Origin of the sequence: Pandoraea nosoerga, assembly GCF_902459585.1 — a bacterium.
Lineage (GTDB): Bacteria > Pseudomonadota > Gammaproteobacteria > Burkholderiales > Burkholderiaceae > Pandoraea > Pandoraea nosoerga.
Genome location: NZ_CABPSC010000022.1, coordinates 32211 through 46559, shown reverse-complemented (window position 1 = coordinate 46559; position 14349 = coordinate 32211). Strand labels below are relative to the sequence as shown.

The 14349-nt window shown below is 68.6% G+C and carries 12 protein-coding genes and 1 pseudogene; 12 read left to right on the top strand and 1 reads right to left on the bottom strand.

Annotated elements, in window-relative coordinates; translation table 11 throughout:
- Positions 1 to 98: 98 nt before the first annotated feature.
- The 6 genes and pseudogenes from PNO31109_RS20910 to PNO31109_RS20885 all read left to right on the top strand — a co-directional run.
- Positions 99 to 1520, top strand: a complete 1422-nt coding sequence (locus PNO31109_RS20910) for a flagellin N-terminal helical domain-containing protein (protein WP_150557366.1) — start codon at positions 99 to 101, stop codon at positions 1518 to 1520.
- Between the two features lie 157 nt (positions 1521 to 1677).
- Complete coding sequence (gene fliD / locus PNO31109_RS20905; RefSeq protein ID WP_174966489.1) at positions 1678 to 3726, top strand: flagellar filament capping protein FliD; 2049 nt, start codon at positions 1678 to 1680, stop codon at positions 3724 to 3726.
- Positions 3727 to 3768: 42 nt separating this feature from the next.
- Positions 3769 to 4203: a flagellar export chaperone FliS gene (fliS, locus tag PNO31109_RS20900; protein WP_150557364.1), complete on the top strand. Its 435-nt coding sequence runs from the start codon at positions 3769 to 3771 to the stop codon at positions 4201 to 4203.
- The gene (locus tag PNO31109_RS20895; RefSeq protein WP_150557363.1) at positions 4196 to 4534 is read left to right on the top strand and encodes a flagellar protein FliT; all 339 of its coding nucleotides are present in this window, start codon (positions 4196 to 4198) and stop codon (positions 4532 to 4534) included. The genes fliS and PNO31109_RS20895 overlap by 8 nt, the downstream gene beginning before the upstream one ends.
- Before the next feature lie 49 nt (positions 4535 to 4583).
- On the top strand, positions 4584 to 6008 hold the full coding sequence (gene fliK, locus PNO31109_RS20890) for a flagellar hook-length control protein FliK (RefSeq protein ID WP_150557362.1): 1425 nt from the start codon (positions 4584 to 4586) through the stop codon (positions 6006 to 6008).
- Positions 6005 to 6301 (top strand): annotated as a pseudogene (locus PNO31109_RS20885) (EscU/YscU/HrcU family type III secretion system export apparatus switch protein); the annotation flags it as partial. The gene fliK and the pseudogene PNO31109_RS20885, both read left to right, overlap by 4 nt.
- A gap of 294 nt (positions 6302 to 6595) precedes the next feature.
- On the opposite strand, the gene fliE reads toward PNO31109_RS20885, so the two are convergent.
- Positions 6596 to 6925, bottom strand: coding sequence for a flagellar hook-basal body complex protein FliE (gene fliE, locus PNO31109_RS20880; RefSeq protein ID WP_150557360.1), 330 nt, complete (start codon positions 6923 to 6925; stop codon positions 6596 to 6598).
- A gap of 337 nt (positions 6926 to 7262) precedes the next feature.
- Here fliE and fliF point away from each other — a divergent pair, with 337 nt between their 5' ends.
- The 6 genes from fliF to PNO31109_RS20850 all read left to right on the top strand — a co-directional run bounded on the left by fliF (position 7263) and on the right by PNO31109_RS20850 (position 14278).
- Positions 7263 to 8945, top strand: coding sequence for a flagellar basal-body MS-ring/collar protein FliF (fliF, locus tag PNO31109_RS20875; protein WP_150557359.1), 1683 nt, complete (start codon positions 7263 to 7265; stop codon positions 8943 to 8945).
- A complete protein-coding gene (gene fliG, locus PNO31109_RS20870; RefSeq protein ID WP_150557358.1) occupies positions 8932 to 9930 on the top strand; it encodes a flagellar motor switch protein FliG in 999 nt (332 codons plus the stop codon). Before fliF ends, fliG begins: the two co-directional genes overlap by 14 nt.
- A 19-nt stretch (positions 9931 to 9949) precedes the next feature.
- Positions 9950 to 10609 carry a flagellar assembly protein FliH gene (fliH, locus tag PNO31109_RS20865; protein ID WP_150557357.1) on the top strand — a complete coding sequence of 220 codons (660 nt, stop codon included), beginning with the start codon at positions 9950 to 9952 and terminating at the stop codon, positions 10607 to 10609.
- A gap of 242 nt (positions 10610 to 10851) precedes the next feature.
- On the top strand, positions 10852 to 12321 hold the full coding sequence (gene fliI / locus PNO31109_RS20860) for a flagellar protein export ATPase FliI (protein WP_241013791.1): 1470 nt from the start codon (positions 10852 to 10854) through the stop codon (positions 12319 to 12321).
- 12 nt (positions 12322 to 12333) lie between these two features.
- The gene (fliJ, locus tag PNO31109_RS20855) at positions 12334 to 12786 is read left to right on the top strand and encodes a flagellar export protein FliJ (protein ID WP_150557356.1); all 453 of its coding nucleotides are present in this window, start codon (positions 12334 to 12336) and stop codon (positions 12784 to 12786) included.
- A 19-nt stretch (positions 12787 to 12805) separates the two neighbouring features.
- Positions 12806 to 14278, top strand: a complete 1473-nt coding sequence (locus PNO31109_RS20850; protein ID WP_150557355.1) for a flagellar hook-length control protein FliK — start codon at positions 12806 to 12808, stop codon at positions 14276 to 14278.
- Positions 14279 to 14349 lie beyond the last annotated feature (71 nt).

The following is a 14349-nucleotide window of genomic DNA, read 5'->3' as shown; positions in this document are numbered from 1 at the left end:
CCGATATCCCCTACAACGGCGGCTTTCGGCGATTGGCTCGTGAGCCAAAGTTACGGCGCTTAAGCCGGAGCCAATTTATTTGGGAAAGGAGTTGCTAAATGGCATCTGTCATCAATACCAATATCTTCTCGCTGGTTGCTCAACGTAACCTGAGCTCGTCGCAAGGCGCGCTGCAAACCTCGATCACGCGCCTGTCCTCGGGCCTGCGCATCAACAGCGCCGCCGACGACGCCGCCGGTCTGGCCATTACCGACCGCATGACCGCCCAGGTCAACGGTCTGACCCAGGCACAGCGCAATGCCAACGACGGTATCTCGCTGGTGCAGACCGCTGCCGGCGCCCTGTCGTCGATCACGGACAACCTGCAGCGCATCCGCACGCTGGCCGTTCAGGCGACCAACGCCACGAACTCGGATTCGGACCGTGCCGCTCTGGACCAGGAAGTCCAGCAACGTCTGGCTGAAATCAACCGCACGGCCTCGCAAACCCAGTTCAACGGTCTGTCGGTGCTCAACGGCACGATGGGCGTGGCGAACTTCCAGGTTGGCGCCAACGCCGGCCAGACCATCTCGGTCAACCTGACGCAGAGCATGACCACGTCGAGCATCGGCGCCGTGGCACAAGCCAACTCGACGACCAACCCGCTGTCGTTCACGATCGCTGCCGGCGATCTGACGATTGCGGACGGCGGGGGTACCCCCATCGATGTCGCCGCCGGCACGTACAACAACGCCAACGACCTGGCCGCCGCCATCAACACGGCAGGCGCCAAGGCCGGCTTCACCGCGAACATCGCGTCGGTGAACTCGTCGGGCCAGCTCGTCATCGCCAACACCGATCCGGCCGCGGCATTGACCATCGCCGGGACCGCACAAGGTACCCTCGGTCTGCCGGGAACCATCAACGCGGGCGGTGCTGCCGTGACGTCGACCGGCGTGGCCAAGCAGTTCCAGACCACGCTCTCGACCGGCGACCTGACCTTCACGGTCGACGGCGTGGCTCACGACATCACCGGCACGTTCAAGAGCTCGGCTGACCTGGCAACGGCCATCAACTCGGCGAACATCGGCATCAACGCGTTCGTCGATTCGACCGGCGCAATGCACATCAGCTCGGGCCAGTCGTTCGCGATCTCGTCGACCAACACCGGTACGCCGACGACCCTGCAACAGCTCGGCCTGACCGCCGGCACGTACACGACGTCGGGCAGCCTGGCTACCGCCGACGTGAAGACGGTCAACAACGCCACGCTGATGCTCTCGCAGATCGACGCGGCCATCACGACGGTCGACTCGTTCAACGCAACGCTGGGTGCTACGCAGAACCGCTTCCAGTCGACGATCTCGAGCCTGTCGACCACGACGCAAAACCTGACGCAGGCGCGTTCGGGCGTGCAAGACACGGACTACGCAGCGGAGACGGCCAGCCTGACCCGCTCGCAGATCCTGCAACAAGCCGGTATCTCGATGCTGTCGCAAGCCAACCAGCTGCCGCAGCAAGTGCTCAAGCTCCTCCAGTAATACCGGAGCGGCACTGAAGTCACACCGCGCGCTTCGGCGCGCGGTCCGCCGGCGGCGTCACTGCATCAAGCGGTGCCGCCGCCTTAAGCTTTACAGACCGACCTGTCGCGGCATGTCGGCAAGGAAGCCCGAGTTCAACAAAGCGAGAGCAGAAAACATGGCAACTTCAACGTCTTCGAGCGGCAGCATTTCCTCTCCCGGCATCGGCTCGGGGCTGGACGTCAATGCGCTCGTCACGAGTCTGATGCAGCCTGCCAACAACAAGCTCACGCTGCTGAAGAACCAGGAATCCAGCTACCAGACCAAGCTCTCCGCGCTCGGTCAATTGCAGTCCTCGCTGTCCGCGTTCCAGGCCTCGCTGCTCACCCTGTCGAGCGCATCGCAGTACCTGCAGATGTCGGCCAACGTCGGCGACAACACGATTCTCACGGCTTCGAGCAGCAACGGTGCGGCAGCCGGCGCCTACAGCGTCAACATCTCGCAACTGGCGCAGGCGCAAAGCCTGTCAACGAGCGGTGTGGCCAACCAGACGAGCGCCATCGGCTCGGGCACCCCGACCAAACTCACTTTCTCGTTCGGCACGATCTCGGGCGGCACGCTCACCGACGGCACATACGCCGGCGCGAGCTTCACCGCCAACGCCTCGCAGCAGCCGGTGACAATCACCATCGACAGCAGCAACAACTCGCTGCAGGGCATTCGCGACGCGATCAACGCCTCGGGCGCGCCGGTGAGCGCCACGATCGTCAACGACGGCAGCAACACCCCGTATCGACTCGTGCTCACGTCCAAGACGACGGGCGAGAACATGAGCATGAACATCAGCGCGGCCGCCGGCGGCGACGCGGCGATCACCAACATGCTCACCTACGACGCGACCGGCACGCAGAACCTCACGCAGACGGCCGCGGCGCAGAACGCCAAGCTCACCGTCAACGGTCTGGCGATCACCAGCGCCACGAACAGCGTGCAGAACGCCGTGCAGGGCCTGTCGCTGTCGCTCGTGAAAACAGGCACCACCACGGTCACCCTGACCAACAATTCGAGCGCGGTCACCACCGCCGTGCAAAGCTTTGTCACCGCGTACAACACGCTGCAAAGCACCATGAACACCCTCACCAAGTACGATCCGACCGGCCAGGCGACCGGTGCGCTGATCGGCGACTCGACGGTCAACCTGGTGCAAACGCAGTTGCAACAGATTCTGAACGGCCGGCTGCCCGGCGTGCAGAGCACCGGCCTCACGTCGCTCGCGCAGATCGGCGTGAACTTCCAGAACGACGGCACGCTGTCGGTGGACACCAGCGCGCTCAACAAGGCCATGTCGAGCGGCAACGGCTTCCAGCAACTCGCCTCGCTGCTCGCCACCAACGGCATCAGCACGGACAGCCTGGTCACGTACAACGGCTCGTCGAGCAAGACGCAGCCGGGCAACTACGCCGTGAACATCACGCAGGTGGCCACGCAGGGCACGGCGACCGGCTCGGTGTCGCTGGGCGCGAGCACCACGATCACCTCGGCGAACAACCAGCTCAACCTGCTGCTCGACGGCAACAACGCGAGCGTGGTGATCCCGCCGGGCACGTATACGGCCGACCAGCTCGCCACGGCCATCCAGGCGGCGATCAACGGCAACAGCGTCTTCTCGGCGGCCGGCTCGGGCGTGAGCGTGGCGCAAAAGAGCGGCATTCTGACCATCACCTCGAATCGCTACGGCTCGGCCTCGCGCGTGCAAGTGACGGGCGGCTCGGCGCTCGACGCCGTGTTCGGCACCAACACGCTCAAGACCGGTGTGGACGTGCAGGGCACGATCGGCGGCATGTCGGCCGTCGGCACCGGCCAGACGCTCACCGGCGGCGCCGGCACCGCGGTCGACGGACTCAAGCTCACGATCGGCGGCACGAACACCGGCAGCCGCGGCACCGTGGCGTTCTCGCAGGGCTACGCCTCGCTGCTGAACAACCAGGTCACTGACTTCCTGAGCAGCAAGGGCGCGATTTCGTCGGCCACGAACAGCCTGAACACCACGATCAAGCAGATCCAGCAGCAGGAATCGGATTGGCAGGACCAGATGACGCAAATGCAGAACCGCTATCTGGCGCAATTCACGGCGCTGGATGCGACGATGGCCAAGCTGCAGAACACGAGCGACTACCTCAAGCAGGTGCTGGGCGGCTCGTCGTCCTCGTCGTCGTCCTCGAAGTAAGCGCGCGTCACGCTCAATCGGCCACGCGCCCCGGAGAAAGACATGTACGGTCAAAATGCCGCCAACGCTTATCGCAAGGTCGGTCTCGAGACGGGCGTCATCGCTGCGAGCCCGCACCAGCTCATCGTGATGCTGTTCGACGGCGCCAAGGCCGCGCTCACCCGCGCGCGCGTGCACTTCGAGGACGGCCGCATCGCCGAGCGCGGCCAGGCCATCTCGAAGGCCATCGAAATCATCGGTGGGCTGCGCGACGGGCTCAATATGGAAGTCGGCGGGGAACTGTCCCGCAATCTGCGTGATCTGTACGACTACATGGGGCGGCGTCTGCTCGAGGCGAACCTCGAGAACGACGTGGCCAAGGTAAGAGAAGTCGACACCCTGCTCGACACCATTGCATCGGCCTGGCGAGAAATCGCCCCGGCCGCCGGCACGGGTGCCGCCGCCGCCCAGGCGGGCACCGGAGTGCGCTATGAATGATGCCGCGACCTTGCTCGATTGCTACGAAAGTATTGCCGGTCTGACAGAGCGCATGCTCGGTGTGGCGCGTGACGGCGATTGGGATGCCCTCATCGACCTCGAGGCGCAGTACCGCGCGCAGGTCGACGCGATCAAACAGCTCGACGCCGCGCTGCCACTCAGCGAGGACGAGCGCGCGCGCAAGCATGCCATCATCCGCCGCATTCTGGCCGACGACGCGGCCATCCGCGATCTCGTGGTGCCGCGTCTCGCGCATCTCGACGCCATGATCAACAGCACGCGCCGTCAACGTGCCCTGCACGAAGTCTACGGCCTGAACCTGGGCACCTGAGGCGCGCCGCCCGGCAGCGCGTCTCGTCGCCCGCATTTCGGAGTAAGGCATGGCCGGTCTCGACTCGGTTCTGGCCACGACACTCGCCCGGCGGCTCGATTCGTTGCTCGGGCTCGGCCAGGGTGTCTCCACGACAAGCGCACCGAGCGCCGTTGCCGGCACACCGCCCGCGGGCGACGCGACCGCCGCGCTCGGCGACCTCGCCACGCGCGGCTCGCCGAGCGCCCCCGTCGGTCTGGGCGACACGCCCGCCCAAACCGCCGCACGCCTTCCCACCCCGATCCAGCAGGCAACGCTCTCGGCGGCCGCACGCACCATCGACACGATTTTGCGCCTCGCGCCCGAGTCGCCCGGCCCCATTCAGGCGAGTGCGCCGGTATGGCCGGCCGCGCCCGGCACCGGTGCACCGGCGCTCGCGCCGCTGGTCGCCGCCGCGCTCAGGGAAGCCTTGTCCGCGAGCGGCCTCTTTTACGAATCGCATCTGGCGCAATGGGCGTCGGGCAGCCGCTCGTTCGAACAACTGCAGGCCGAGCCGCAATTGCGCTGGCCCGCGTCCGCGAACCTCGCGGCGCAACTGCGCGCCGCCGGGGCCGACGCGACGCTGCCCGGGCCCGGACCGCTCACACGGCTGCTGGGGCCGGCCGCCGGCGAGGCGACGCTCACAACAGCGTGGCCAACGTTAGGTCCCGGGCGCCTGGACGCCTTGCCGGGCGCGGCGAATCCTTCACCGCCATCGTCGACATTGCCAGGGCAGCCGACGACGACGCCGGGCTCGCCCGGCCAACCCGCCGCGGACGGCGGCTTGCCGGCGGGAGCCCACCTGCCGAATGCCGCGACGGCGCTCGCGCATGCGGCCAGCGTCGCGCAGACGACGAGCAGCGTCCTGCCTGCCGGGCACGGCGAGGACGCGTCGGCTGCCGCCGACCGTCCCCCGCATGGACCGGCCGGCGCCATTGCCGCCGTGGCGAACACGCCGGCCGAGAGCGTGACGCTGGTGCGCCAGCAGCTCGACATGCTCGTCAATCCGCAATTCCAGTGGAACGGCATGGCGTGGCCCGGCGCCCCCATGGAGTGGCAGGTCGAGGAGCGCGCCGGGCAGTCCGCGCCAGGCGAGGCGGCCGCGCCTTCGACGTGGCACACGCATCTGCGTCTGACGCTGCCCTCGCTCGGCACGGTCGACGTCACGCTCGGTTTGTCGGGCCAACAACTGCAAGCGCGAATGCTCGCGGACTCGGCGGCGTCGGCGGACATGCTCGCGAATGAAGGCGAAGAACTGCGTCAGCGATTGGCCGCGGTCGGTCTGATCGCGAGCCAGCTTTCGTTCGGGGCCCTGGGCGCCGAAGCGTCGGACGCGCCGGGCGAAGTCGGCGCGCACGCCATGGGCGCCGCCGGCGCGGGAAATACGCGTGCGGCCAGTGAAGCCGCCGGCGAGCGAGCGCCGGGTGCCACATCGCCGGCAGGAGGTGACGCATGACGTTGCCGCCGGAGCGCCGCACCGCGGTGGCCCTCGCCTACGGCGCGAAGGACACGGCGCCGCGTGTCGTGGCAAAGGGCTACGGCCTGCTCGCCGAGACCATCGTGCGCACGGCGCGCGAGCATGGCCTGTACGTTCACGAATCGCCGGAGCTGGTGAGCCTGCTGATGCAGGTCGACCTCGACCAGCGCATTCCCGCGCAGTTGTATCAGGCCGTGGCCGAACTGCTGGCGTGGCTCTACAAACTCGAAGCGAGCCGCGGCGGCAAGACGCCATCGTTGCCGCCAATGCCCCCCGGCGCGGCGCCCACCGCGCAGACGCCAGCACCGGACGCCACCGCTGCACCCGCTGCACCATCCAGCAGCGCCGACGTCCCCCCCGCCTGAGCGCCGGCAGCCGCGCCCGTCGTCCAGGCGCCGTGACGACGGCGGCCGGCGAGGGAAATGGCCGAAAGGTGTCTGGAAGGGAACGGCGAGCGGAATCGACGAAGGGATCGACGAAGGGATCGACGGAGGGACCGATGAATGGAATCGGCCGGGGCGCGCCGACCGCGCGAAACATGGGGCGACATTGCGCCGCCGCTGGCCTCACACCTGCATGTTCATCACGGTGGTGTATGCCGAAACGAGCTTGTTGCGCACTTGCAGGCTCATCTGAAAGCCGATGTTGGCCTTTTGGAGGTCGACCATCACGTCGTTGAGCGCCACGCCGGGTTCGCCCATTTCGAACGCCCGGGCCTGCGCCTCAGCGCCATTCTGCGCCGCCGACACGCGCCTGAGCGACGCGTCGAGTTCCGCGGCAAAGCCGCCGGTGGCCGAGGCAGCGCCGGCGCTGGACGTGCCCATGATCGAGCCCGCCGCCTGCGACGCCACACCGCCCAGCTTCTGCAATACCGATTCGATCCCCGGAATAGCCATCTTCTACTCGTCCTCAACGGAACCCGGCCACGCGCGACGCCGAGCCGCTCGCACCGGTTTGCCTTTTATCAGTCACGTCGGAGCTTACCACCTGCCGGCAAGCCCCCAATACCCTAATTAGCGGCAAAACACCCGCCTAATCCTCAAAACGATTCCATATTCGGCGTCGAATAATCAGGACCATCGGCATCGTGCGCACCGTGAGTCGGACCTTTCCGTTCCTTGTCCCCGCACACGTGAGCGCCTTGCCAAGCGTACCCGGAGAATCCTGTCGCATGTTAGTGAGCACTTCCACCGCGATGAACGTAATGTTGACGCCACTGGCGTGGGGCCGCGCATGAACGCCGCCACCCAGACGGCGGACGTCGCCGCCAAGCCGCCCCTGCTCGCGCAGTTGCGCTCACGCGAGCGCCTGCCGCTGCTCATCGGCGGTGCGGCGATCGTCGCATTGCTGATCGCCGTCTTCCTGTGGAGCCGTGCGCCGGACTACAAGGTGCTGTACAGCAACCTGAGCGACCGCGACGGCGGCGCCATCATCACGTCGCTGCAGCAGATGAACGTGCCCTACAAGTTCGCCGAGGGCGGCGGGGCCATTCTGGTGCCGGCCGAGCAGGTGCATGACGTCCGGCTGCGCCTCGCGTCCCAGGGCCTGCCCAAGGGCGGTCTGGTCGGCTTCGAACTGATGGACAACCAGAAGTTCGGCATCAGCCAGTTCGCCGAGCAGGTCAATTACCAGCGGGCTCTCGAAGGCGAACTCGCACGCTCGGTCGAGTCGCTGTCCGCCGTGCAGGCCGCGCGCGTGCATCTGGCGATCCCCAAGCCGTCCGTCTTCGTGCGCGAGCAGCAAAAGCCGAGCGCCTCGGTGCTCGTCACGCTCTACCCTGGCCGCGTGCTCGACGACGCCCAGGTGAGCGCCATCGTGCACATGGTCGCCTCGAGCGTGCCGGAGCTGCCGGTCAAGAACGTCACGATCCTCGACCAGAACGGCAACCTGCTCTCCGCGCAGAGCGGCAAGGGGCTGGGTCTGGACGCCAGCCAGCTCAAGTACGTGCGCGAGCTCGAGCAGTCCTACGCCCGCCGCATCGAATCGATCCTGAACCCGATCGTCGGCCCGGGCAACGTGCATGCGCAGGTCACGGCGGACGTCGACTTCAACCAGGTCGAGCAGACCTCGGAGAACTACAAGCCGAACGCGGGCGAGCAGGCGGTGCGCAGCCAGCAAAGCAGCGAAGCCTCGCAGATCGGTATCACGCCGCCGGGTGGTGTGCCGGGCGCGCTGTCGAACCAGCCCCCAGGGCAGGCGAGCGCACCGATCACGCAGCCGCCGCAACAGTTCGCGCAGAACGGCGCCAACCCGGCGAGCGCGGCGAGCGCCCCGCAAGGCCCGCGCAGCGACCGCAGGGACACGACGGTCAACTACGAAGTCGACCGCACGATTCGCCACGTGCAGCAAGCCACGGGCGGCCTCAAGCGCCTGTCGGCGGCCATCGTCGTGAACTATCGCCCGGGCACCGACGCGAAGGGCAAGCCCGCGATGGTCGCGCTCACGCAGGCGCAGCTCGACCAGATCCAGAACCTGGCGAAGGAGGCAATCGGCTTCTCGGGCCAGCGCGGCGACACGCTCAACGTGGTCAACAGTCCGTTCACGGTCGAGGAAGACCCGGAGGCGAACCTGCCGTGGTGGCGCCAGCGCCAGAACATCGAACTGGCCAAGCAGGTCGGCAAGTGGGTGCTGATCTCGCTCATCGGCCTCTATCTGTGGTTCGGCGTGATCCGCCCGGCGATCCGCAAGCACTTGAGCCCGCCGCCGCCGGCAGAGCCGACGCTCGCCGGCGCCGCGGGTGCGGACGGCGCGCAGGACGCCGAGGGCGAAGGCGCCGACGGCGAGTCGGGCAAGAAGGGCGAACTGAGCGCCTACGAACGTAACTTGCAGTACGCGCGCCAAGTCGCGCGACAGGATCCGAAGATCGTGGCAACGGTAGTCAAATCATGGGTGGGTGGCGGCGATGAGCGCGGCTGAGGGACTCCAACGCAGCGCCATTTTGCTGATGTCGCTGGGTGAAGACGAAGCGGCGGAGGTCTTCAAGTACCTCGCCCCGCGGGAAGTGCAGAAGCTCGGCGCGGCCATGGCCTCGCTGCGCCAGGTCTCGCGCGACCAGATCGCCGACGTGCTGCAGGACTTCGTGCTCGAGGCCGAGCAGCATTCCGCGCTCTCGCTCGATTCGTCCGAATACATCCGCTCGGTGCTCAACAAGGCGCTCGGCAGCGACAAGGCCGCGGGTCTCATCGAGCGCATTCTGCAAGGCGGCGACACCAGCGGCATCGAGGGTCTGAAGTGGATGGACTCGAACGCCGTGGCGGAACTGATCCGCCACGAGCATCCGCAGATCATCGCGACGATCCTGGTGCACCTCGACCGCGATCAGGCCTCGGAAGTGCTCGCGCTCTTCACCGAGCGCCTGCGCAACGACGTGGTGCTGCGCATCGCCACGCTCGACGGCATTCAGCCGGCCGCGCTGCGCGAGCTCAACGACGTGCTCACCAAGCTGCTCTCGGGCAGCGAGAACATCAAGCGCAGCCCGATGGGCGGCGTGCGCACGGCCGCGGAGATTCTCAACTACCTGGGCGGCGTGCACGAAGAGTCGGTCATCGAAGCCGTGCGCAACTACGACTCGGACCTCGCGGCGAAGATCGTCGAGGAGATGTTCGTGTTCGAGAACCTGCTCGACGTGGAAGACCGCAGCATTCAGGTGCTGCTCAAGGAAATCGAGTCCGAGTCGCTCATCATCGCGCTCAAGGGCGCGCCCGCCGAGCTGCGCGAGAAGTTCTTCAAGAACATGTCGGCGCGCGCCGCCGAACTGCTGCGCGAAGACCTCGAGTCGCGCGGCCCGGTGCGGGTCTCGGAAGTCGAAGCCGAACAGAAAAAGGTGCTGCAGGTGGTGCGGCGCCTCGCCGACCAGGGCGCCATCGTGATCGGCGGCCGCGGCGACGACGCTTACGTGTAACCGGACGGGGCTCACGCGCATGTCGACCATCATCCCGAAGGAACGCCTGTCCGCCTGGCAACGCTGGGAGATGGCGTCGTTCGACCCGCCGCCCCCACCGCCGCCACCGCAACCCGCGCCGCCCAGCCCGCTCGACGACCCGGCGCTCGTCGAACAGATCGCCGCCTGGCGCGAACAGGCGCGCGCCGAAGGCCACGCCCAGGGCTACGCGGCCGGCCACGCCGAAGGCTATGCCGCCGGACAGGCCGCCGGTCAGCACGAAGTGCAGACCCGCGCGGCGCAGCTCGCCGACATTGCTCATGGTTTCGGCAATGCCGTGAACGCCATCGATCGCGAAGTCGCCGAGCCGTTGCTCGGCCTGGCGCTCGACATCGCACGTCAGGCGCTGCGCCAGACGCTCACCATCCACCCTGAAACGCTGCTGCCCATCGTGCGCGAGTTGCTCGCCAACGATCCGCTCACCGGCTCGCCGCGCCTGCTCCTCAATCCGGAGGACGTGGCGCTCGTCGAGGCCCACGTCGGTGCGGAGCTGCAGGCGGCCGGCTGGACCGTGCGCGCCGATCCGGGCATCGAGCGCGGTGGCTGCAAAGCCGAAGCGGCGAGCGGCGAGGTGGACGCCACCGTCGCGACGCGCTGGCAGCGCGTCATGGCCGCCCTGGGCAAGGATTTGCCGTGGTGAGCCCCGAACTCACCCCCCTCTCGGCCCACGCGCCGGTGCTCTCCGGCACGGCCGGCGCGCATGGCGACGCGCCGCCGCCGTCGCACGCCCCTGTTCAGGCGAACGACGACGCGGCACCGTCCGTCCGCCTGTGGGACGAGATCGATACGGCAGCCCAGGCCGGCGCGTTGCAGCCCGAGGATCACGAACCTCACGAGCCGGCCTCCGCCCCCCGCGCCGAGGCCGCGACAGCGGGCGCCGCCATGGACGAGGACGTGGCGGCACGCGCCTGCGCCGCCGCGCCCAAAGCGGCGGTACACGCGCTCGACGCCCGGGAGATTGCACGCGACGCGCACCTGCGCCGCTGGCAGAACACGTTGCGCGAGCGCCTGCCGCACGTGCATGCCGTCGAGTCGACGCGCCGCTGCGGCCGCCTGACGCGCGCCGCCGGGCTCGTGCTCGAAGCGGTCGGCCTGCGGCTGCCGGTCGGTGCGGGCTGCCTGATCGAGCTGCCGGTGCACGACGCCTCGCGCGAACCCGCCACGGCAGAAGCGGAAGTCGTCGGCTTCGGCGGCGACCGTCTCTTCCTGATGCCGCAAACGGAAGTCGCCGGCCTGCTGCCGGGCGCGCGCGTATTCCCCCTGGAGCCGGCCGCCGACGGTCCGCTGCCGAGCCAGCGTCACAACGGCAAGCGCCTGCCCGTGGGCGAGGCGCTGCTCGGCCGCGTGGTCGACGCCGCCGGCCGTCCGCTCGACGACTTCGGCCCGCTCGGGCTGACGGACAGTGCGTCGCTCGCGTCCGTGCCGATCAACCCGCTGGGACGCGCGCCCATCGAATCGGTGCTCGACGTCGGCGTGCGCGCCATTAACGCGCTGCTGACGGTCGGACGCGGCCAGCGCATGGGGCTTTTCGCCGGCTCGGGCGTGGGCAAGAGCGTGCTGCTGGGCATGATGGCGCGCTTCACGCAGGCCGAAGTGATCGTGGTCGGACTCATTGGCGAGCGCGGCCGCGAAGTGAAGGACTTCATCGAGAACATTCTCGGACCGGACGGTCTGTCGCGCTCGGTCGTGGTGGCCGCCCCGGCCGACGTTTCACCGTTGCTGCGCCTGCAGGGCGCCGCCTACGCCACCACGCTCGCCGAATACTTTCGCGATCAGGGCAAGGACGTGCTGCTGATCATGGACTCGCTCACGCGCTACGCGATGGCCCAGCGCGAGATCGCGCTCGCGATCGGCGAGCCGCCGGCCACCAAGGGTTACCCGCCTTCGGTCTTCGCCAAGCTCCCCGCGCTGGTCGAGCGTGCCGGCAACGGTCCGGACGGCGGCGGCTCGATCACCGCGTTCTACACGGTGCTCACCGAAGGCGACGATCAGCAGGACCCGATCGCCGATTCGGCGCGCGCCATTCTCGACGGCCACATCGTGCTCTCGCGTCAGTTGGCGGAATCCGGACATTACCCGGCCATCGACATCGAGCAATCGATCAGCCGGGCCATGGCCGCGCTCATCGACGACAACCAGTTCGACAGCGTGCGCCGCTTCAAGCAGATGCTCTCGCGCTACCAGCGCAACCGCGACCTCATCAACGTGGGCGCCTACGCGCCGGGCAGCGACCCGATGCTCGATCAGGCCATCGAACTCTACCCCCGTCTCGAAAGCTTCCTGCAGCAGGGAATGCGCGAGCGGGCCAGCTATCAGGACGCCGTGCAGCAGATGCGCGGACTGTTCCACTGACCGGAGGCGGCCATGAACTCCACCCTGCCCCTCAAGTTGCTCATCGAACTCGCGCAGAAGGACGTCGACGAGGCCGCGCGCCTGCTCGGCGAGCGCCAGACCCAGCGCGCGGAAGTCGAGCGCCAGCTCGAAGCGTTGCGTCAGTACCGCCACGAGTACCGCACGCGCATGCAGGCGGCAACGATCCAGGGCATGGCAGGCTGCGACTGGCGCAACTTCCAGCAATTCATCGATACGCTCGACGCCGCCATCGGGCAGCAGGCCATGCTGCTCGAGCAGGCCGAGGAGCGTCTCATTGCCGCACGCCGCGAGTGGCAGGCGCAACAGCGCCGCCTGAACTCGTTCGGCACGCTCGCCTCGCGCGAGCAGGCGCGCACCGCCCTGCGCGTGGCGCGTCGCGAGCAGAAGGAAAACGACGAGTACGCCGCGCGCAGCCTGCGCCGCCGTGCCGAATCCCAGATTTGAAGGACCGTAGGAGCCCGACATGTCGATTCTGAGCTTCCTGACCGACTCCGCAAGTGCCGCCATGCAGGCCGTGAAGGCCGGCCGCGCCGGCGCGTCGAGCAGCGACGACGGCAACGCACTGCCGTTCTCGACCGTCTTGTCGCAGCAGACCCGGAGCGTGCCGACGCCGGCCCCCGCCGTGAGCAGCGGCGCGGCGACGAACGCCCCGGCCGGGCGGACGGATGCGTCGTCGGGCGGTGCCCGCTCGACGGACGGCGCCGCGGCCGGCAGCCCGGCGAGCCAGACGGCGCAGGCCGGGCAGACGAGCGTGTCGAACCCGCCATCGCAGCCGTCGAAGGCGAACACAGCCAACGGCGGCAAGGACGACAACAGCGGCGACGACAGCGACGACGTCCAGAGCGCCGCATCGGGCGATGCCGCGGCAGCGCTCGCCGTCGCACTGGCCGCGATGAATGGCGCGCCGCTCGCGCCGCAAACACCGGCGCCGGCTGACGCGAGCGCCAGCGCGCAGGCAGCAGCGAGCGCCGCGCACGGCAAGTCCGGCGCGGGCGCGGCCATCGCAGCCGCCGTGGACGGCGCCCTGCAAGCCAGTGGTGCGGCCCAGTTGACGGGGCAGCCGCCGGCAGGCGGAGCCGCCGACGCCAAGACCGCGGCCCCCCCCACGGCCGATGCCAAGGCGCCGGTCCATGGGACTGTGACGCCGGCGGCCTCGAATACGACCGGGCCGGGCCTGTCGCTCGACGCGCTCGCGAAGAACGCCACGGCCTCGCAGGCCGCCGCCGGCGCACAAACCGCGGCAACGGACGCGAGGGCGGCCGCAACCGCCCCGGTGAGCGCCGACGCACAGGCGTCGCGCGTGGCCGACGCGATGGCGCAGCAGGCACAGGGCAACCGCGACGCTGCCACGCAAGCCGCGGCTGCCGCCAGTGCCGCCTCGCAGGCCGCCGCGCAGGCGGCACAGACGGCCACCGCCACGCTCAGCGCGCCACCGCAACTGCAGGCCCAGGCCAACTTGCCGGCGGCCCTCGCGCTGAGTGCGCGCGTCGGCACGCAGGACTGGAACAACCAGCTCTCGCAGCAAGTCGTGTGGCTTTCCTCGGCCCACACGCAAACGGCGCAATTGAGCCTGAACCCGCCCGACCTCGGCCCGCTGCACGTGGTGCTGAACGTGGCGAACGACTCGGCCCAGGCGATGTTCGTCTCGCAGCACGCCGCGGTGCGCGACGCCGTACAGGCCGCGCTCCCGCAACTGCGTGAAAACCTGGCCAACAACGGCATCGCGCTGGGTAACGCCTCGGTGAGCGCCGACAGCTCGCAGCAGCAGACGTTTGCGCAGCAGGGTGCGGGCGGCAACGGCGGCGGCAATGGCAACGGCAATGGCAGCGCCCGCGGCACGACCGCGGACTTCGATTCCGGCAACGACACGCCGCTCGCCACGGCCGTGAGCGTGCCGGTGCGCGCGGGCAACGGCCTCGTCGACACGTTCGCCTGATCGTCCGACGCCTGTCCGGCCGATGACGTCCAATGGGGCCAAATGAGGACCAATGAGGGCCAATGAAGGCC